The sequence below is a fragment of the Rhizobacter sp. Root1238 genome (genome assembly GCF_001425825.1).
Classification (GTDB): domain Bacteria; phylum Pseudomonadota; class Gammaproteobacteria; order Burkholderiales; family Burkholderiaceae_C; genus Rhizobacter.
On sequence record NZ_LMDM01000015.1, the window covers coordinates 61,312 to 79,738 of the forward strand.

General features: G+C 67.4%; 18 protein-coding genes. 4 read left to right on the plus strand and 14 right to left on the minus strand.

The genetic code is table 11. The annotated features are described in order from the left end of the window. Positions 1-11 precede the first annotated feature (11 nt). The 14 genes from ASC98_RS13670 to ASC98_RS13735 form a co-directional block, all read right to left on the minus strand. The gene (locus tag ASC98_RS13670) at positions 12-671 is read right to left on the minus strand and encodes a phosphoribosylanthranilate isomerase (protein WP_056811768.1); all 660 of its coding nucleotides are present in this window, start codon (positions 669-671) and stop codon (positions 12-14) included. Beyond that, positions 668-1,480: a tRNA pseudouridine(38-40) synthase TruA gene (gene truA, locus ASC98_RS13675; protein ID WP_056811771.1), complete on the minus strand. Its 813-nt coding sequence runs from the start codon at positions 1,478-1,480 to the stop codon at positions 668-670. The genes ASC98_RS13670 and truA overlap by 4 nt, the downstream gene beginning before the upstream one ends. Then, positions 1,477-4,155 (minus strand): FimV/HubP family polar landmark protein, encoded by a 2,679-nt coding sequence (locus ASC98_RS13680; RefSeq protein WP_235581261.1) that lies wholly within the window; start codon positions 4,153-4,155, stop codon positions 1,477-1,479. Before ASC98_RS13680 ends, truA begins: the two co-directional genes overlap by 4 nt. Positions 4,156-4,421: 266 nt before the next feature. After that, a complete protein-coding gene (gene asd / locus ASC98_RS13685; RefSeq protein ID WP_056811776.1) occupies positions 4,422-5,555 on the minus strand; it encodes an aspartate-semialdehyde dehydrogenase in 1,134 nt (377 codons plus the stop codon). Positions 5,556-5,607: 52 nt separating this feature from the next. Next, on the minus strand, positions 5,608-6,687 hold the full coding sequence (gene leuB / locus ASC98_RS13690; protein ID WP_056811779.1) for a 3-isopropylmalate dehydrogenase: 1,080 nt from the start codon (positions 6,685-6,687) through the stop codon (positions 5,608-5,610). Between the two features lie 18 nt (positions 6,688-6,705). Then, positions 6,706-7,350, minus strand: coding sequence for a 3-isopropylmalate dehydratase small subunit (leuD, locus tag ASC98_RS13695; protein WP_056811782.1), 645 nt, complete (start codon positions 7,348-7,350; stop codon positions 6,706-6,708). A gap of 14 nt (positions 7,351-7,364) precedes the next feature. Next, entirely contained in the window at positions 7,365-8,774 is a 1,410-nt protein-coding gene (gene leuC, locus ASC98_RS13700; protein WP_056811785.1) for a 3-isopropylmalate dehydratase large subunit, read from the minus strand. Between the two features lie 119 nt (positions 8,775-8,893). Beyond that, the gene (gene gltA, locus ASC98_RS13705; RefSeq protein WP_056811788.1) at positions 8,894-10,207 is read right to left on the minus strand and encodes a citrate synthase; all 1,314 of its coding nucleotides are present in this window, start codon (positions 10,205-10,207) and stop codon (positions 8,894-8,896) included. Positions 10,208-10,251: 44 nt separating this feature from the next. Beyond that, positions 10,252-10,521: a succinate dehydrogenase assembly factor 2 gene (locus ASC98_RS13710; protein ID WP_056811790.1), complete on the minus strand. Its 270-nt coding sequence runs from the start codon at positions 10,519-10,521 to the stop codon at positions 10,252-10,254. A 7-nt stretch (positions 10,522-10,528) separates the two neighbouring features. Continuing rightward, positions 10,529-11,233: a succinate dehydrogenase iron-sulfur subunit gene (locus tag ASC98_RS13715; protein WP_056811792.1), complete on the minus strand. Its 705-nt coding sequence runs from the start codon at positions 11,231-11,233 to the stop codon at positions 10,529-10,531. A gap of 31 nt (positions 11,234-11,264) precedes the next feature. Further along, positions 11,265-12,992, minus strand: coding sequence for a succinate dehydrogenase flavoprotein subunit (sdhA, locus tag ASC98_RS13720; protein WP_369820421.1), 1,728 nt, complete (start codon positions 12,990-12,992; stop codon positions 11,265-11,267). A 73-nt stretch (positions 12,993-13,065) separates the two neighbouring features. Then, a complete protein-coding gene (gene sdhD, locus ASC98_RS13725) occupies positions 13,066-13,428 on the minus strand; it encodes a succinate dehydrogenase, hydrophobic membrane anchor protein (RefSeq protein WP_056811798.1) in 363 nt (120 codons plus the stop codon). Positions 13,429-13,438: 10 nt separating this feature from the next. Then, complete coding sequence (gene sdhC / locus ASC98_RS13730) at positions 13,439-13,867, minus strand: succinate dehydrogenase, cytochrome b556 subunit (RefSeq protein ID WP_056811801.1); 429 nt, start codon at positions 13,865-13,867, stop codon at positions 13,439-13,441. 114 nt (positions 13,868-13,981) lie between these two features. Next, complete coding sequence (locus tag ASC98_RS13735; RefSeq protein WP_082541618.1) at positions 13,982-14,773, minus strand: GntR family transcriptional regulator; 792 nt, start codon at positions 14,771-14,773, stop codon at positions 13,982-13,984. A 195-nt stretch (positions 14,774-14,968) separates the two neighbouring features. On the opposite strand from ASC98_RS13735, the gene ASC98_RS13740 reads away from it, so the two are divergent. The 4 genes from ASC98_RS13740 (at position 14,969) to ASC98_RS13755 (ending at position 18,407) form a co-directional block, all read left to right on the plus strand. Next, the gene (locus ASC98_RS13740) at positions 14,969-15,955 is read left to right on the plus strand and encodes a malate dehydrogenase (protein WP_056811804.1); all 987 of its coding nucleotides are present in this window, start codon (positions 14,969-14,971) and stop codon (positions 15,953-15,955) included. Between the two features lie 74 nt (positions 15,956-16,029). Further along, on the plus strand, positions 16,030-16,806 hold the full coding sequence (tam, locus tag ASC98_RS13745; protein WP_056811807.1) for a trans-aconitate 2-methyltransferase: 777 nt from the start codon (positions 16,030-16,032) through the stop codon (positions 16,804-16,806). Next, entirely contained in the window at positions 16,806-17,801 is a 996-nt protein-coding gene (locus ASC98_RS13750) for a CoA ester lyase (RefSeq protein ID WP_056811810.1), read from the plus strand. The genes tam and ASC98_RS13750 overlap by 1 nt, the downstream gene beginning before the upstream one ends. A 132-nt stretch (positions 17,802-17,933) precedes the next feature. Then, on the plus strand, positions 17,934-18,407 hold the full coding sequence (locus ASC98_RS13755; protein WP_056811813.1) for a hypothetical protein: 474 nt from the start codon (positions 17,934-17,936) through the stop codon (positions 18,405-18,407). Positions 18,408-18,427: the final 20 nt, after the last annotated feature.

The following is an 18,427-nucleotide window of genomic DNA, read 5'->3' on the forward strand; positions in this document are numbered from 1 at the left end:
ATTGACTCGCTTCAGGTGGGGGTGCTGGCTGCGGTGGTGGATGCCAGTGCATCGGCTTCGCGCACCGCGCAGCAGAAACGGCGGATCGCCTCGGCATCCTTGATGCCCTTGGCACTCTCTACGCCGGAACTCACGTCAACGGCCCAGGGCCGCACCCGAAGAATTCCTTCGATCACATTTCCGGCATGCAACCCACCAGACAAAACGACTGGAGAGCGCACGTTTCGAGGAATGAGTGACCAATCAAAGACCTTTCCGCCTCCGCCATACCCGTCGACATGGGCATCGAGCAACAGCCCCTGGGCGAGCGGGAACTGAGCCGCGAAGTCTAGCAAATCGAAATCCCCCGCCATGCGTGCGGCCCGCAGGAACGGGCGGCCGGCCGCGGCGCAATCGGCCGGCGTCTCGTCGCCGTGGAACTGCGCCAGCAGATTCGGGATCGCGGCGACCGCGCTCGCGATCAGCGCCGGTGCCGCGTTGACGAACAGCGTCACCGGCGTGACGAAGGGCGGCAGCCGGCGCGCCAGTTCGGCCGCGCGCTCGACGCTGACGTGCCGCGGGCTGCGCTCGTACAGCACGAAGCCGACCGCATCGGCGCCGGACTCGACGGCAGCGTCGACATCCGCCTCGCGCGTCAGGCCGCAGATCTTGATTCGGGTGCGAACGCTCATCGGTTCAGCTCGGTGCCACCAGGGAGCCAGTCCATCGGCGGCGTGTGGCTCGGGATCTCGAAGCGCGCATCGTAGTACGGCCCGGTGAAGTACAGCCCGTCCGGGGAGAAGGTCGGCGCCGCGGCGCTGCGCGAGCGCGAGGCCAGCACCTCGGCCATCCAGCCCGGCGCACGCTGCCCGGCGCCGACCGCCACCAGGCAGCCCATGATGTTGCGCACCATGTGGTGCAGGAAGGCGTTGCCGTCGAAATCGAAACGCCAGTACGCGCCGAAGCGCCGGATGCGGACCTCGCGCAGCGTCTTCACCGGCGTCGGCGACTGGCATTCGGCGGCGCGGAAGGCGCTGAAATCATGCTCGCCGATCAGCACCGCGGCGGCCTCGCGCATTGCATCGCCGTCGAGCGGGCGGAACACCCAGCCGGCCGCGCCGGCGCCGATCGCCGCGCGCACGCGCGACTCGAGCAGCAGGTAGGCGTAGCGGCGGCCGTGCGCGCTGTTGCGGGCATGGAAGTCATCGGGCACCGGCCGGCACCACTGCACCGCGATGTCGGACGGCAGGAAGCGGTTGGTGCCGCGCATCCACGATTCGGTCTCGCGCGGCACCGGTGCGTGCAGGTGCACCACCTGGTTCAGCGCATGCACGCCGGCATCGGTGCGACCGGCGCACATCGTGCGAACGGGCGTGGCCGCGAATTGCGACAACGCCCGTTCGAGATGGTCCTGGATCGTCTGCCCACCCGGCTGGCTCTGCCAGCCGCGGTAGGCCTGGCCCTGGTAGCTGATACCGAGGGCCAGCTTCGGCTCGTTCACCCCAGGTCGCTGAGCATGGCCTGGGCGCGCGTCTTGGTCGCGCCGCTCGCCTTGGCGATCACTTCCTGCAGCAGATCGCGGGCACCTTCCATGTCGCCGATCTGGCGGAATTCCTCAGCCAGTTCGAGCTTGCGCGCGATCGGGTCGGAGCCGTCGTCCGGGGCGTCGCCCAGGTCGATGTCACCGAACTCGTTCTTCGAGGCCGGTGCGGCAGCTGCGGCACGCGAAGCGGCCGGCGCGGGGATCGTCGAATCGCCAAGATCCAGCGAGATGCTGGACAGGTCGAAATCCATCGGCGCGCTGGCGGGCGCGCTGCGCGCCGGGGCCGGCGCGGCGCGCGGCGGCGGGGGCGGCGGATCCAGCGGCAGGTCGAAGCTCATGTCGTCCAGCGCGTGGCCGACCTCGCCGGTCGGCAGCGGCTGGGTCTCTTCCGGCAGGTGCGGCGCCGACACGGCCGAGCCGCTCGGCAGCGCCAGGTCGAGGTCGAGGTCCATGCCGCCGCCGGTGGTGTCGAACCCACTGCCGTGCGAACCGCTGGCACCGAATTCCGAAGGCGACGGCAGCACCGATTGCGGCATCGTGCTGGCGCCCAGCACCTCGGCCGACGGCCGTGCCTGGCCCTGGCCGGTGGATGGCGCGCCACCCGGGCGGTACATCGGGTTTTCCGGATCGATCTGCTGGCCGATCTCCTGGGCCTTGGCCCAGTCCTCGCCCTCGCCGCCGGTCAGGCCGAACAGCTGCGTCGCGAGCAGTTCGAAGCCCTTGGTGTCGCGGCGCTTCGCATAGACCTCGAGCAGCTTGGTGCGGATCGCCAGGCGCTCGGGGCTCGCGCGCATGGCCTCCTTCAGGATCTCTTCGGCTTGCAAGTCGCGGCCATAGGCCAGGTAGACATCGGCCTCGGCCACTGGATCCACGTCGCCGATGGCATCGAGCTGGCTCAGCGAGTAGCTCATCGACGACGAAGCTCCGCCGGCGTCACGCGTGTCGATGCGTTGTCCGCCGCTGGCCCCGAAGAAAGAATCCGGCTGCAGACGACTTTCCAGGAAAGAGGTCTCACCGCTGTCGCGCTTCGCGCGCTTGCTGAAGCGCCAGGCCGCGAAACCGCCGAGCAGCAGCACGGCGATGCCGCCGAGCAGCGCCGGCAGGTTGTCATCGAACAGCGACGACAGGAAGCTGGGTTCGGGCGCCGGGGCAGGCGCCGGAGCCGGCGCGGGCTTCGGCGGCGCGACGGCGACGACCGGTGCGCTGGCCGCTTCGGGCGCCGATGCGGCCGCGACCGGCGCGGCTTCGGCAGGGGCCGAGGCCGGCGTCTCGATCACCGGCGCGGGTGCCGGTGCCGCTGCAGGCGCCTGGATCGGTGCCGGCGGGGGAGCCGGAACCGGTGCGGGCACCGGCGCAGGCGCGGGAACCGGCGCGGGCGCTGGGGCCGGCGGGGGCGGCGGCGGCGTGACCGGCGGCTTCACCGGCACGTTCACCGCAGCCGGCGCGGGCGCTTGCGCCGGCGACCCGGCCTTGGCGCCGGCCGAGGCCTGGCCGAGCTTCTTCAGCTCTTCGACGTTCTTCGAGAGTTCGGCGACGCGCGACGAGTTTTCCTTCGCCTCGCGTTCCTTCGCGACCTTCGCTTCCGGGGTCGACGCGGTGCCCTTGCTCAGCGTCAGCTTGTCGGGCGTCGGGGCGGCGGCCTTCTTGCGGTCGTCGACCTCGGCCTGCACGGTGCCGCTGGTCTGGCGCGACGCGCCTTCGACCTTCGACGGTGCCACGCCGCTCGCCAGGCGCTGGCGGTAGGCGCCGAAGTCGGCGCTCTGCGCCTGGATCAGCTGGCGCGCTTCGGTCGGCGTGATGGCCTTCGCGGTCTCGGCGGACGGCACGGCCAGCACGGCACCGGCCTTCAGCCGGTTCATGTTGTTGTTCAGGAACGCGTCCGGGTTGCCCTGGTACAGCGACGCCAGCATCTGGTCGAGCGAGACGCCCTGGCGCCTGGTGTTGCCGGCAATGCGCGACAGCGTGTCGCCCTGCTTGACCTTGTACTCGTCGGCGCCCGAGCCGGTTTCGGCTCCGGTGTCGGCGGACGGTGCAGCGGCGACGCGCGGCGTATTGCGTGCCGGTGCCGGCGGTGCATCGGCGGTGACCGCCGGGCGCGGCGCCGGTGCCGGACGGGTCGAGCGCGGTGCGGAAGCAGGCGCGGCCGCCGACGGCGCGTCAGTGGCCGACGACAGCGCCGGCGACGTGGCCGGCGGTGCGGCGGCCAGCGTGCGCGTCGACGGCGGGTCGAACAGCATCGTGTATTCGCGGACCAGGCGGCCGGTCGACCAGGTGATCTCGAGGATCACGTCGACGAAGGGCTCCTGCACCGCGCGATCGCTGGTGACCTTCAGGAAGGCCCGACCGTCGGGGCGGCGCTGCAGCACGACCTGCGTGGCCGGCAGCACCTGGTTGTAGTCGACACCGGCGGCGCGGTACGACTCCGGCGGCGCGATGCGCACGTTCAGGTTCGAGGCTTCTTCGGGCGTCAGGCTGGTGACGTCGATTTCCGCGCGCAGGGTTTCACCAAGCGCCGACTGGACCGCCAAGCGGCCGAGGCCGAGCGCCCAGGCGTTGGTGGCAGACAGGCACATGGCAGCGATGGCCACGCCGGTCAGTGCAAAGCGGCGAGCGAACAGCGAATTTCTTTTCAAGGCGTCTCCCAAGTGGAGGTGGCGGGCAGTGTGCAAAGGCCCCCGTCGATTGGCACAGTTCTTATGATTTTTCAAACGGAACCAGCACGCACCCCAGGCGCAGTAGAAAACACAATAACATCAACTAGATACGAAGACAAGCTCATGCAATGGCTGACATTCCCGCCGGAGGCGGGATTCGGGCCATCCCGGGAGTGTCCTGTTGCAGTGAGGCAACGCAACCGGACACCCCGTCTTCATTGGTAACTTCTTGTCAATGCCGCTCGTCAGTGCCCGAGCAGGATCCTCAGCATGCGGCGCAGCGGTTCGGCCGCACCCCACAGCAACTGGTCGCCGATGGTGAAGGCGCCGAGGTACTCCGGCCCCATGGCCATCTTGCGCAGACGCCCGACCGGAATCGTCATCGTGCCGGTCACCGACACCGGCGTCAGGTCCGCAAGCGTCGCCTCGCGCGTGTTCGGCACGACCTTGACCCAGGCGTTGTCGTTGGCGATCAACGCTTCGATGTCGGCCATTGGCACGTCTTTCTTGAGCTTGAACGTCAGCGCCTGGCTGTGGCAGCGCATCGCGCCGATGCGCACGCAGAAGCCGTCGACCGGCACGGGCGGCGTGCCGAAGCCCGCGCCCTGGCCGAGGATCTTGTTGGTCTCGGCCTCGCCCTTCCACTCTTCCTTGCTCATGCCGTTGCCCAGGTCCTTGTCGATCCAGGGAATCAGGCTGCCGGCCAGCGGGGCACCGAAGTTGGCGGTCTCGGCGCCGGAGAGTGAGCGCTGCTTCGCGGCGACCTTGCGGTCGATCTCGAGGATGGCGCTCTTCGGATCGTCGAGCAGCGAGCGCACCTCGGCGTTCAGCGTGCCGAACTGCGTCAGCAGCTCGCGCATGTGCTGCGCGCCGCCGCCCGAGGCCGCCTGGTAGGTCTGCGTGCTCATCCACTCGACCAGGCCGGCCTTGTAGAGCGCGCCGACGCCCATCAGCATGCAGCTGACGGTGCAGTTGCCGCCGATCCAGTCGCGCCCGCCGGCGGCCAGCGCGTTCTTGATGACCGGCATGTTGACCGGGTCGAGCACGATGACCGCGTTGTCCTTCATGCGCAGCGACGACGCCGCATCGATCCAGTGGCCGTTCCAGCCGGTGTTGCGCAGCTTCGGGTAGACCTCGTTCGTGTAGTCGCCACCCTGGCAGGTGATGACGATCTCGCAGCGCTTCAGCGCCTCGATGTCGTTCGCATCCTGCAGCGTGGTCTCGTTCTTCGCGTAGGCGGGCGCCTTGCCGCCGGCGTTGCTGGTGCTGAAGAACACCGGCTCGATCAGTTCGAAGTCGTTTTCCTGCGCCATGCGGTCGATCAGCACCGACCCCACCATGCCGCGCCAGCCCACCAGGCCGACCAATCTCGTAGCCATCTTGATTCCTGTCGTTGAATTCGTGTCGTGAAAGAGAGAAGAAGCGAACGGATCAGCCGTTCGCTTTCAGGTGGGCGACAACAGCGTCGCCCATCTCCTTCGTGCCCACCTTCGTGGTGCCTTCACTGTGGATGTCGGCGGTGCGCAGGCCCTTCGCCAGCACCGCCTTGACGGCCGCCTCGATGCGCTGCGCCGCCGCTTCCTGGTTCAGGCTGAAGCGCAGCATCATCGCGGCCGACAGGATCGTGGCCAGCGGGTTCGCGATGCCCTTGCCGGCGATGTCGGGCGCCGAGCCGTGGCTCGGCTCGTACAGCCCCTGGTTCTTCGCGTTCAGCGAGGCCGACGGCAGCATCCCGATCGAGCCGGTCAGCATCGCGGCCTCGTCGCTGAGGATGTCGCCGAACATGTTGCCGGTGACGATCACGTCGAGCCGCTTCGGATCCTTCACCAGCTGCATCGCGGCGTTGTCGACGTACATGTGCTCCAGCGCCACGTCGGGGTACTGCGCATGCACCTCGGTGACGACGTCGCGCCAGAACTGGAAGGTCTCCAGCACGTTGGCCTTGTCGACGCTCAGCAGCTTCTTGCGGCGCTTGCGCGCGGCCTGGAACGCGACGTGCGCGATGCGCTCGATCTCGGGGCGCGAGTAGCGCATCGTGTCGAAGGCCTCGTCGGCGCCGGCGAACGCGCCATCGGGCGACGCGCGGCGACCGCGCGGCTGGCCGAAGTAGATGTCGCCGGTCAGCTCGCGGATGATCAGCAGGTCGAGGCCGGCCACGATCTCGGGCTTCAGCGTCGACGCATGCGTCAGCTCTTCGTAGCAGATCGCCGGACGGAAGTTGGCGAACAGCTCCAGGTTCTTGCGCAGGCCGAGGATGGCCTGCTCCGGCCGCAGGTGGCGTTCGAGCTTGTCGTATTTCCAGTCGCCGACGGCGCCGAACAGCACGGCATCGGCCGACTTGGCCAGCGCGAGCGTGGCTTCGGGCAGCGGGTGGCCATGGGCCGCATAGGCCGCACCGCCGACCTCGGCGCTCTCGGTCTCGAAGCGCAGGTCGAGGCAGCCGAGCACCTTGACGGCCTCGGCCATGATCTCCACCCCGATGCCGTCACCCGGCAGGATCGCAATCTTCACGAATCATTCCTTCTTGGATCAGACGCGCTGGGCCAGCCAGGGCTTCTGCAACAGACGCTCTGCTTCGAACGCGCGGATCTTGTCGGCATGGCGCAGCGTGAGGCCGATGTCGTCAAAGCCGTTGAGCAGGCAGAATTTTCGGAAGGGCTGGACATCGAACGGGATCGCCTCGCCGTCCGGCCGTTCCACGACCTGGCGTTCCAGGTCGATCGTCAGCTTGTAGCCGACAAACGCGTTCACCTCGTCGAACAGGCGGCTCACCTCGTGCTCGGGCAGCACGATCGGCAGCAGGCCGTTCTTGAAGCAGTTGTTGAAGAAGATGTCGGCATAGCTCGGCGCGATGATGGCGCGGAAGCCGTACTGGTCGAGCGCCCACGGCGCATGCTCGCGCGACGAGCCGCAGCCGAAGTTCTTGCGCGTCACCAGCACCGAAGCGCCCTGGTAGCGCGGCTGGTTCAGCACGAAATCGGGGTTGCGCTTGCGGCTGGCCGGGTCCTGCCCCGGCTCGCCGTGGTCCAGGTAACGCCATTCGTCGAACAGGTTGGGGCCGAAGCCCGACTTCTTGATCGACTTCAGGAACTGCTTCGGGATGATCGCGTCGGTGTCGACGTTCTCGCGGTCGAGCGGAGCGACCAGCCCGGTGTGGATGCGAAAGGCTTGCATGGTCCGGGTCTCCTTCAGGACAGCCGACGCACGTCGACGAAATGGCCCTGCATCGCTGCAGCCGCCGCCATCGCCGGGCTGACCAGGTGGGTGCGCCCACCGGCGCCCTGGCGGCCCTCGAAGTTGCGGTTCGACGTGGACGCACAGCGCTCGCCCGGCTCGAGCCGGTCGGCGTTCATCGCGAGGCACATCGAGCAGCCCGGCTCGCGCCATTCGAAGCCGGCGCCGCGGAACACCACGTCGAGTCCTTCGCGTTCGGCCTGTTCCTTCACGAGGCCCGAACCCGGCACCACCAGCGCCAGCTTGACATTCGACGCCAGCTTGCCGCCGATGCGGCGCACGACGGCGGCCGCTTCGCGCAGGTCTTCGATGCGCGAGTTGGTGCACGAGCCGATGAACACCTTGTCGATCAGGATGTCGGCGATCGGCTTGTTCGGCTCCAGCGCCATGTACTGCAGCGCGCGCTCCATCGCACCGCGCTTGCCGCTGTCCTTCTCGCGGTCCGGGTCCGGCACGCGGTCGTCGATGGCCAGCACCATCTCGGGCGAGGTGCCCCAGGTGACCTGCGGGCGGATGGTCGACGCGTCGAGCTCGACGACGGCATCGAAGTGCGCGCCCGGGTCGGTGTGCAGCGTGCGCCAGTAGGTGACCGCATGGTCCCATTCGACGCCGGCCGGCGTGAACGGGCGGCCCTTCACGTAGGCGATGGTGGTGTCGTCGACGCCGACCAGGCCGGCGCGCGCGCCGGCTTCGATCGCCATGTTGCACACCGTCATGCGGCCTTCCATGCTCAGTGCACGGATCGCGCTGCCGGCGAACTCGATGGTGTAGCCGGTGCCGCCGGCGGTGCCGATCTTGCCGATGATGGCCAGCACGATGTCTTTCGCGCTGCAGCCGCGCGACAGCACGCCGTCGACCTTCACCAGCATGTTCTTCGCCTTGCGCGCCAGCAGCGTCTGCGTGGCCAGCACGTGCTCGACCTCGCTGGTGCCGATGCCGTGCGCCAGCGCACCGAAGGCGCCGTGCGTGGAGGTGTGCGAATCGCCGCAGACCACCGTCATGCCCGGCAGCGTGGCGCCTTGCTCCGGGCCGATCACGTGGACGATGCCCTGGCGCTTGTCGTTCATCTTGAACTGCGTGATGCCGACGCGGTCGCAGTTGGCGTCCAGCGTGTCGACCTGCAGCTTCGAGATCGGGTCGGCGATGCCGTGCGAGCGGTCGGTGGTCGGCACGTTGTGGTCGCTGACCGCCAGGTTGGCCGACAGGCGCCACACCTTGCGGTGCGCCAGGTCCAGGCCCTCGAATGCCTGCGGGCTGGTGACTTCATGCACCAGGTGGCGGTCGATGTAGAGGACGGCGGTGCCATCGTCTTCGGTGTGGACGACGTGTTCGTCCCAGATCTTGTCGTAGAGCGTTCGTGCCATGGGGCGCTTCCGGTGGAAAACTCTGGCGAATTGCGGATTTTAGGCGCTGAACAATGAAAAACCCCGGCGCCAGGCCGGGGTTTTCGCAGGGGTGAGTTCAGGCTGCTTGCCGGCGGGGCTCAGTTTCGCTGCGCAATGGGTTTCACATTGCGCTGCGTGGCACCGTGGAATAGCTGGCGCGGACGGCCGATCTTGTACTCCGGGTCACCGATCATCTCGTTCAGCTGGGCGATCCAGCCGACGGTGCGCGCCAGCGCGAACACGGCCGTGAACAGGCTGACCGGGATGCCGATCGCGCGCTGCACGATGCCCGAGTAGAAGTCGACGTTCGGGTACAGCTTGCGGGCGACGAAGTACTCGTCTTCCAGCGCGATCTTCTCGAGTTCCATCGCGAGCTTGAACAGCGGGTCGTTCTGCAGGCCCAGCGCGTTCAGCACCTCGTGGCAGGTCTCGCGCATCAGCTTGGCGCGCGGGTCGTAGTTCTTGTAGACGCGGTGACCGAAGCCCATCAGCTTGATGCCGGAGTTCTTGTCCTTGACCTGCTTGATGAACTCGCCGATCTTCTCGACGCCACCCATCTTCTGCACGTCTTCCAGCATGTTCAGCGCCGCCTCGTTGGCACCGCCGTGCGCCGGGCCCCACAGGCAGGCCACGCCGGCCGCGATGGCCGCGAACGGGTTGGTGCCCGACGAGCCGCACAGGCGCACCGTCGACGTCGACGCGTTCTGCTCGTGGTCGGCATGCAGGATGAAGATGCGGTCCATCGCGCGCACCAGCACCTCGTTCGGCTCGTAGTCCTCGCACGGCGTCGCGAACATCATGCGCATGAAGTTGCCCGAGTACGACAGGTCGTTCTTCGGGTAGATGTACGGCTGGCCGATGCCGTACTTGTAGGCCATCGCCACCAGCGTCGGCATCTTCGCGATCAGGCGGATCGCCGAGATCTCGCGGTGCTTCGGGTTGTTGATGTCGGTGCTGTCGTGATAGAAGGCCGACAGCCCGCCGACCAGGCCGGTCAGCACCGCCATCGGGTGCGCGTCGCGGCGGAAGCCGCGCAGGAAGAACTGCATCTGCTCGTTGACCATCGTGTGGTTGGTCACCAGCTTGACGAAATCGGTCTTCTCGGTCTCGTTCGGCAGTTCGCCGTTCAGCAGCAGGTAGCAGGTCTCGAGGTAGTCGCAGTTGGTCGCGAGCTGCTCGATCGGGTAGCCGCGGTACAGCAGCTCGCCCTTGTCGCCGTCGATGTAGGTGATGCTCGACTGGCAGGCGGCGGTCGACAGGAAGCCCGGGTCGTAGGTGAACTTGCCGGTCTGCGCGTACAGCTTGCGGATGTCGATCACGTCCGGACCGATCGTGCCCTTGTAGACCGGCAGGTCCATCGCAGGGCTGCCATCGGAGAACGACAGGGTGGCTTTCACGTCGGACGGGGTCATGAGCGTTCCTTCAGAGGTAGTAAGACTTTATACGCACGCGCCATCTAGTGCCGGGCGCGCATCAGCTGAAGCACTTCCAGCACATCGGCCCGGTGCAGGTCACCATCGGGTTCCTTGCGGGCGAGCAACAGGTCGAGCAGATCGTTGTCGGACAGGTCCATCAGCAGCGCGAGGCCTTCTGCCTGCCGGACCGTCAGCGCGGACTCATGACGCGCGAAGAACCGCTCGACGAACAGGTCGTTCTCGAGCAGGCCGCGCCGGCAACGCCAGCGCAGCTTGCTGAGGGCACGTTCATCGAGCAGCGTGTCGGTCATGTGGAGTTCAGACGGCTCTGCGAACCATCAGTTCCTTGATCTTGCCGATCGCCTTGGTGGGGTTCAAACCCTTCGGGCAGACGTCGACGCAATTCATGATGGTGTGGCAGCGGAACAGGCGGTACGGGTCCTCGAGGTTGTCGAGGCGGCCGGCGGTGTCCTGGTCGCGGCTGTCGGCAATGAAGCGGTAGGCCTGCAGCAAGCCGGCGGGGCCGACGAACTTGTCGGGGTTCCACCAGAAGCTCGGGCAACTGGTCGAGCAGCTGGCGCACAGGATGCACTCGTACAGGCCGTTCAGTTCCTCGCGCTCTTCCGGCGACTGCAGGCGCTCCTTCTCGGGCGGCGGCATGTCGTTGACGAGGTAGGGCTTGATCGAGTTGTACTGCGTGAAGAACTGCGTCATGTCGACGATCAGGTCGCGCACCACCGGCAGGCCGGGCAGCGGCTTCAGCACGACGACATCGGGCAGCGTGCGCATGTTGGTCAGGCACGCGAGGCCGTTCTTGCCGTTGATGTTCATCGCATCCGAACCGCAGACGCCTTCGCGGCACGAGCGGCGGAAGCTGATGGTCGGGTCGACCGCCTTCAGCTTCATCAGCGCATCGAGCAGCATGCGCTCGCTGCCGTCGAGCTCGACCTCGATCGTCTGCATGCGCGGCTTGGTGTCGGTGTCGGGGTCGTACCGATAGATCTGGAAAACACGCTTGGTCATGAAATGCTTTCGACGTTCTTGTGGCGATGGCTCAGAACGAGCGGACCTTCGGCGGGATCGATTCGGCCGTCAGCGGAGTCAGCTTGACCGGCTTGTAGTCGAGGCGGTTGCCTTCGCTGTACCACAGCGAGTGCTTCATCCAGACCTTGTCGTTGCGGCCGTTCGGGAATTCGGGCGAGTCGGCGTAGTCGTTGACGGTGTGGGCGCCGCGGCTTTCGTGGCGGGCTGCGGCCGAGATCATCGTGGCCAGTGCGGCTTCGATCAGGTTCTCGACCTCCAGCGCCTCGATGCGCGCGGTGTTGAACACCTTGGACTTGTCGGCCAGGTGGATGTTCTTCACGCGCTCGGCGATCGCCTTGACCTGCTCGACGCCTTCGTCCATCGTGGCCTGCGTGCGGAACACGCCGGCATGCTTCTGCATCGAGTTGCGCAGGTCGTTGGCCACGTCCTGCGCGTACTCGCCACCGCTGCTGGCCTCGTACTTGTTCAGGCGGGCCAGCGTGCGCTCGGCGGCATCGGCCGGCAGCGCCTTGTGCGCCTTGGTCTTCAGCGCCGAGTCGACGATGTGGTTGCCGGCCGCGCGGCCGAACACCAGCAGGTCGAGCAGCGAGTTCGTGCCCAGGCGGTTCGCGCCGTGCACGCTGACGCAGGAGCATTCGCCGACCGCGTACAGCCCGTTGACCACCGCGTTCGGGTCGCCGTCCTTCGGCACGACCACCTGGCCGTGGATGTTGGTCGGGATGCCGCCCATCTGGTAGTGGATGGTCGGCACGACCGGGATCGGCTCCTTCGTGATGTCGACGTTCGCGAAGTTGTGGCCGATCTCCAGCACGCTGGGCAGGCGCTTCATGATCGTCTCGGAGCCGAGGTGGGTCATGTCGAGCACGACGTAGTCCTTGTTCGGACCGCAGCCGCGCCCTTCCTTGATCTCCTGGTCCATGCAGCGCGAGACGAAATCGCGCGGCGCCAGGTCTTTCAGCGTCGGCGCATAGCGCTCCATGAAGCGCTCGCCATCGCTGTTGCGCAGGATCGCGCCTTCGCCGCGGCAACCTTCGGTCAGCAGCACGCCGGCCCCGGCCACGCCGGTCGGGTGGAACTGCCAGAACTCCATGTCTTCCAGCGGGATGCCGGCACGCGCCGCCATGCCCAGGCCGTCGCCGGTGTTGATGAAGGCGTTGGTCGATGCCGCGAAGATGCGCCCTGCCCCGCCGGTGGCCAGCAGCACGGTCTTGGCTTCGAGGATGTGCAGCTCGCCGGTTTCCATCTCGAGCGCAGTGACGCCGACCACGTCGCCCTCGGCGTCGCGGATCAGGTCGAGCGCCATCCACTCGACGAAGAAGTGCGTGCGCGCCTTGACGTTCTGCTGGTACAGCGTGTGCAGCATCGCGTGGCCGGTGCGGTCGGCAGCGGCGCAGGCGCGCTGCACCGGCTTCTCGCCGTAGTTGGCGGTGTGGCCGCCGAACGGGCGCTGGTAGATGGTGCCGTCGGGGTTGCGGTCGAACGGCATCCCGAAGTGTTCGAGCTCGTAGACCACCTTCGGCGCTTCGCGGCACATGAACTCGATCGCGTCCTGGTCGCCGAGCCAGTCGGAGCCCTTCACCGTGTCGAAGAAGTGGTAGTGCCAGTTGTCTTCGGACATGTTGCCGAGCGACGCGCCGATGCCGCCTTGCGCGGCCACCGTGTGCGAACGGGTCGGGAACACCTTGGACAGCACGGCGACGTTCAGGCCGGCGCGGGCCAGTTGCAGCGAGGCGCGCATGCCCGAGCCGCCGGCGCCGACGATGACGACGTCGAACTTGCGCCTGGAGATCGAAGAAGAAGAGAAGCTCACGTCACAGTCTCCAGAGCACTTGAATCGCCCAGCCGGCACAGCCGACCAGCCACACCAGCGTGAACACCTGCAGCGCCAGCTTGACGCCGACCGGCTTCACGTAGTCCATCAGCACGTCGCGCACGCCGACCCACACGTGGTACGCGAGCGAGACGATCACGACGAAGGTCAGCACCTTCATCCATTGGCGCGAGAAGATGTTCGCCCATTTGTCGTAGCCCATCGGGCCCGGCAGCAGCACCTGCACGATCAGCGCGACCGTGAACAGCGCCATCACCAGCGCGGTGGCGCGCTGGGCCATCCAGTCGCGCAGTCCGTAGTGCGCGCCGACGACCAGGCGCTTGGAACCATAGTTCGTTGTCATGGGGTGCGCCTCAGAAGAACAGCTTGTAGCCGAGGACCAGCGTCAGCAACACGCTCAGCACCAGCGTGACCAGCGCCGACTGGCGGCCGAATTCCTTGCTGACCGAGTGGGTCGCGTCCATCCACAGGTGGCGCACGCCGGCGATGAAGTGATGCAGGTAGGCCCAGATCAGCGCGAGCGTCGCGAGCTTGACGAACCAGGCCGGCACGAAGCCGAAGCCACCCATGAAGACGCCGGTGAACTGCGAGTACGAGACCTCGGAGGTCAGGCTCGTGTCGAACATCCAGACGATGAACGGGAGCAGCACGAACATCAGCAGGCCGCTGACGCGATGCAGGATCGACACCCAGCCTGCGAGGGGCAGCCGGTAGTGGGTGGCGTCGATCAGACGCATCGTTCCTGGCCTCCGTGAGGAGATTGGCTTGGAAATCTCTGTCATACCCACCTTGTTTGCATGTTGTGTGCGAGACGAAACCGAAAGATTTTATTGCAATGCAGCACGTTCGCGTGCGGTGCGAAGAAGCAACCGCGGGCGAATGATGCGCCTTCGCGGCTAGCTGAGTTCGTTCCTGTAGTAATGCGAGCGCGTGTTGTAGAGGCCGCGCCGCAGCTCGACCGGCTTGTCGCCATAGGTGCGCGACAGCCGCTCCACGCTGAGCAGCGGCTCGCCGACCGGCACGCCCAGCAGTTCGGCCGCGCCGGCGTCGGCCGCCACCGCCCGCAATTGTTCTTCGGCGCGGATCATGCGCACGCCGAATTCGGTTTCGAACAGGCCGTACAGCGGCCCGCGGTAGCCGGTGAGGCGCTCGGCCGTCAGCCCCTTGAACAGCGAGGCCGGCAGCCAGATGTCGTCCAGCACCACCGGCACGCGCTTGAACTGCAGCAGCCGGCGGATCTGGATCGCCGCGTCGCCGGACTTCAGTTCGAGCGCGCGGGAAATCTCGGCACCCGGCCGCTGGCGGCGGCAATCGATGACATGGCGTGTCGCGCCGCCGATCTCGCCGTCGTCCGGCATCAACCGCAGGAAGCGGTACTGGATCTTCTCTTCGGCATGCGTCGCGACGAAGGTGCCCTTGCCCTGGCGGCGCACCAGCAGGTTCTCGTCGGCCATCGCATCGATCGCCTTGCGCACCGTGCCCTGGCTGACCTTGTAGCGCGCGGCCAGCTCCATCTCGCTCGGGATCGCCTCGCCCGGCTTCCATTCGCCGCTCTGCAGGCTGCGCGTGATCAGCCCCTTGATCTGCTGGTACAGCGGGCTGAAGGCCGGCCCGCCGGCGTCGGCAGGCGGCGCTTCGCCGGCAGCGGCAAGCGCGGCGACAGCGGAGGAAGGGGTCGAGGTGGCCATGAGACCGCGATTGCAGCACAGCTCGGCCCTTGCCGTCCATGACTGCTGGAAGATGTCTTATATAAGACATAAGATCCTTGACAGAGGGCAGGGTCGCCACCTAGACTCCCCTACACTTCGGGCTCGCACAGCAGGCTGCACCAAGCCTCTTCTTGCAGCGCTGTCATCGACCACTGAACCCTGCGGAGACTCCCCATGAGCAAGAAACCCGTTCGCGTTGCCGTCACCGGTGCCGCTGGCCAGATCGGCTACGCCCTGCTGTTCCGTATCGCCTCCGGCGAGATGCTGGGCAAGGACCAGCCGGTGATCCTGCAGCTGCTCGAGATCCCCGACGAGAAGGCCCAGAAGGCGCTGAAGGGCGTGATGATGGAACTCGACGATTGCGCGTTCCCGCTGCTGGCCGGCATGGAAGCGCACGGCGATGCCAACACCGCCTTCAAGGACACCGATTACGCGCTGCTGGTCGGTGCCCGCCCGCGCGGTCCCGGCATGGAGCGCAAGGACCTGCTGGCCGCCAACGCGCAGATCTTCACCGCGCAGGGCAAGGCGCTGAACGCCGTCGCGTCGCGCAACGTCAAGGTGCTGGTGGTCGGCAACCCGGCCAACACCAACGCCTACATCGCGATGAAGAGCGCCCCCGACCTGCCGCGCAAGAACTTCACCGCGATGCTGCGCCTGGACCACAACCGCGCCGCGTCGCAGATCGCCGCGAAGACCGGCAAGCCGGTGTCGAGCATCGAGAAGCTGGCCGTGTGGGGCAACCACTCGCCGACGATGTACGCCGACTACCGCTTTGCCACCATCGACGGCAAGTCGGTCAAGGAGCTGATCAACGACGACGTGTGGAACAAGGACACGTTCCTGCCGACCGTCGGCAAGCGCGGCGCCGCGATCATCGAGGCGCGTGGCCTCAGCTCGGCGGCATCGGCCGCCAACGCCGCGATCGACCACATGCGCGACTGGGCGCTGGGCAGCAACGGCAAGTGGGTCACGATGGGCATCGCGTCCGACGGCCAGTACGGCATCCCGAAGGACACGATGTTCGGCTTCCCGGTCACCACCGCCGGCGGCGAATACAAGCTGGTCGAAGGCCTGCCGATCGACGCGTTCTCGCAAGAGCGCATCAACCTGACGCTGAAAGAACTGCAAGAAGAGCAGGAAGGCGTCAAGCACCTGCTGTAAGCACGGCTGCGGGCCCGAGAGAAGGCCGGACTGCATCCGGCCTTTTTTTCGGCTCGACCTCCACGGAGCACACGATGAGCGACTGGAATCCCGACCTCTACAAGCAGTTCGAAGACGAGCGCACGCGCCCGGCGCGCGATCTGCTGGCGCAGGTGGGTTCCATCCCGGCCGGCCCGGTGTTCGACCTCGGATGCGGACCGGGCAATTCGACCGAGCTGCTGGTGGGCCGCTTCCCCGGCGCGCAGGTCATCGGCACGGATACCTCCGAAGCGATGCTCGCCAGTGCCCGCGAACGCCTGCCGGGCTGCGTGTTCGAGCAGAGCGACATCTCGGCGTGGCGGCCCGCGTCGCCCGCCGCGCTGGTCTACGCGAACGCCTCGTTGCAATGGGTGCCCGACCACGCGAGGCTGCTGCCGCGGCTGTTCGCCGAACTGGCACCCGGTGGCACGCTCGCGATCCAGATGCCCGACAACCGGGACGAGCCGACGCACCGATTGATGCGGGAGACCGCCGCGCTCGCGCCGTGGGCCGAACCGATCGGCAACGCCGATGCCAAGCGCACGCCGATGCTCGGCGTCGGCGGCTACTACGACCTGCTCGCGCCGCTGGCCGCGCGGGTTCAGGTGTGGCGCACCGCGTACCAGCACCCGATGGCCGACGCCGCCGCGATCGTCGAATGGGTGCGCGCCACCGGGCTGAAGCCGTTCATCGATCCGTTGCCGCCGGCGCTGCGCGCCTCGTTCCTCGAGGCGTACACCCGCCGCATCGCCGAGGCCTACCCGGCGCATGCCGACGGCCGGCTGCTGCTGGCGTTCCCGCGGCTGTTCATCGTGGCGCAGAAGGCGGCGTGATGGCGATCCATCCGCGCGACATCCTGTTCGGCGCCGGCGACATGCTGCCCGCGCTGCCCGTCTGCGACCACTACGCCGGCGTCGAAGCGCGCATGCACAAGAGCCTGGCACTGCAGGCCGAGCTCGGGCCGGTGTTCGACATCACGCTCGATTGCGAAGACGGCGCGCCGGTCGGCGGCGAGGCCGAGCATGCGCAGATGGTCGCGTCGTTCGTGATGTCGCCGGCCAACCGCCACGGCCGCGTCGGCGCCCGCGTGCATGCACCCGATGACGCGGCCTTCGACGGCGACGTCGACACGCTGGTGAAGCTGGCCGGCACCCGGCTGGCCTACCTGATGGTGCCGAAGGTCGAGAGCCTCGCGCAGCTGCAGGCCGCGGTCTCGTCGATCGACGCCGCGTGCGAGCGCCATGGCCTGGAACGCCAGATCCCGGTCCACGCGCTGATCGAGACGCACGGCGCGCTGCGCGAGGTCGATGCGATCGCCGCGCACCCGCGCATCGAGTCGCTGTCGTTCGGGCTGATGGATTTCGTCTCGGCGCACCGCGGCGCGATCGGCCACCAGGCGATGAGCGCCACCGGCCAGTTCGAGCACCCGCTGGTGCTGCGCGCGAAGCTGGCGATCTCGGCCGCCTGCCACGGCCACGGCAAGGTGCCGTCGCACTGCGTGGTGACCGAGTTCCGCAAGCTCGACCTGCTGCAGGCGGCGGCGTCGAAGGCCGCGCGCCAGCTCGGCTACCTGCGCATGTGGAGCATCCACCCCGACCAGGTCCGCACCATCGTCGATGCGTTCGCGCCGACTGCCGCCGAAACCGACCTCGCGACCGAGATCCTGATGGCGGCCCAGGCGGCGCAGTGGGCGCCGACCAGCCACCGCGACACGCTGCACGACCGTGCCAGCTACCGCTATTACTGGCACGTGCTGGAGCGCGCCGCCCGCACCGGGCAGCCGTTGCCCATCGAGGTGCGGCAGGCCTTCTTCGCGGAGGGGCCGTGATGTATTCCACGACCTCGCGCGGCAAGTGCGCAACAAGCCATCAAATTGTTTCAAAGACGCGGGTTGGCCGGCGATGTGTGCCACCACCCACCTCCACAATCGCTCCTTCTCACAACCTGTTGGAGCGACACGATGTCCCGCAACCTGATTCTTGCTCTGGCCTTCGGCCTGACCTCGGCCGCTGCCATGGCCGCCGATCCCGCCACGCCGGCCAAGCCGGCCGCGAAGCCCGCTGCCACCGCGGCGAAGAAGGCCCCGCCCAAGAAGGTGGAAGCCACGCTGCCGGCCGCCGACCAGGCCCAGCTCGATGCCGCCGAGCGCACGCTGTACGGCCCGTACGAATGCGAGTTCGATCAGAAGATCGACGTCTCGATCAACCCGAAATTCCCCGGTTACGTCGACGTGGCCTTCGGCAAGAAGCTGTTCACGATGAAGCCGGTGTCGTCGTCGACGGGTGCGCTGCGCCTGGAAGACGTCAAGGGCGTCGCGCTGCTGCTGCAGATCGCCAACAAGTCGATGCTGATGGACACCAAGGTTGGCCAACGCCTGGTCGACGGCTGCGTCCACGAGAAACAACGGGCTGCCGCTGCGGCCGCCGGCAAGTAATCGCCGACGGTCTCCGGAGA

Coding starts and splice junctions, on each gene's coding strand:
- ASC98_RS13670 (WP_056811768.1), bottom strand. CDS start 671: ATGAGCGTTCGCACCCGAATCAAGATCTGCGGCCTGACGCGCGAGGCG.
- asd (WP_056811776.1), bottom strand. CDS start 5,555: ATGGCTACGAGATTGGTCGGCCTGGTGGGCTGGCGCGGCATGGTGGGG.
- leuD (WP_056811782.1), bottom strand. CDS start 7,350: ATGCAAGCCTTTCGCATCCACACCGGGCTGGTCGCTCCGCTCGACCGC.
- leuC (WP_056811785.1), bottom strand. CDS start 8,774: ATGGCACGAACGCTCTACGACAAGATCTGGGACGAACACGTCGTCCAC.
- gltA (WP_056811788.1), bottom strand. CDS start 10,207: ATGACCCCGTCCGACGTGAAAGCCACCCTGTCGTTCTCCGATGGCAGC.
- ASC98_RS13710 (WP_056811790.1), bottom strand. CDS start 10,521: ATGACCGACACGCTGCTCGATGAACGTGCCCTCAGCAAGCTGCGCTGG.
- ASC98_RS13715 (WP_056811792.1), bottom strand. CDS start 11,233: ATGACCAAGCGTGTTTTCCAGATCTATCGGTACGACCCCGACACCGAC.
- sdhA (WP_369820421.1), bottom strand. CDS start 12,992: ATGCGCGCCTCGCTGCAACTGGCCCGCGCCGGCCTGAACGTCGCCGTG.
- sdhD (WP_056811798.1), bottom strand. CDS start 13,428: ATGACAACGAACTATGGTTCCAAGCGCCTGGTCGTCGGCGCGCACTAC.
- sdhC (WP_056811801.1), bottom strand. CDS start 13,867: ATGACAGAGATTTCCAAGCCAATCTCCTCACGGAGGCCAGGAACGATG.
- ASC98_RS13735 (WP_082541618.1), bottom strand. CDS start 14,773: ATGGCCACCTCGACCCCTTCCTCCGCTGTCGCCGCGCTTGCCGCTGCC.
- ASC98_RS13740 (WP_056811804.1), top strand. CDS start 14,969: ATGAGCAAGAAACCCGTTCGCGTTGCCGTCACCGGTGCCGCTGGCCAG.
- tam (WP_056811807.1), top strand. CDS start 16,030: ATGAGCGACTGGAATCCCGACCTCTACAAGCAGTTCGAAGACGAGCGC.
- ASC98_RS13750 (WP_056811810.1), top strand. CDS start 16,806: ATGGCGATCCATCCGCGCGACATCCTGTTCGGCGCCGGCGACATGCTG.
- ASC98_RS13755 (WP_056811813.1), top strand. CDS start 17,934: ATGTCCCGCAACCTGATTCTTGCTCTGGCCTTCGGCCTGACCTCGGCC.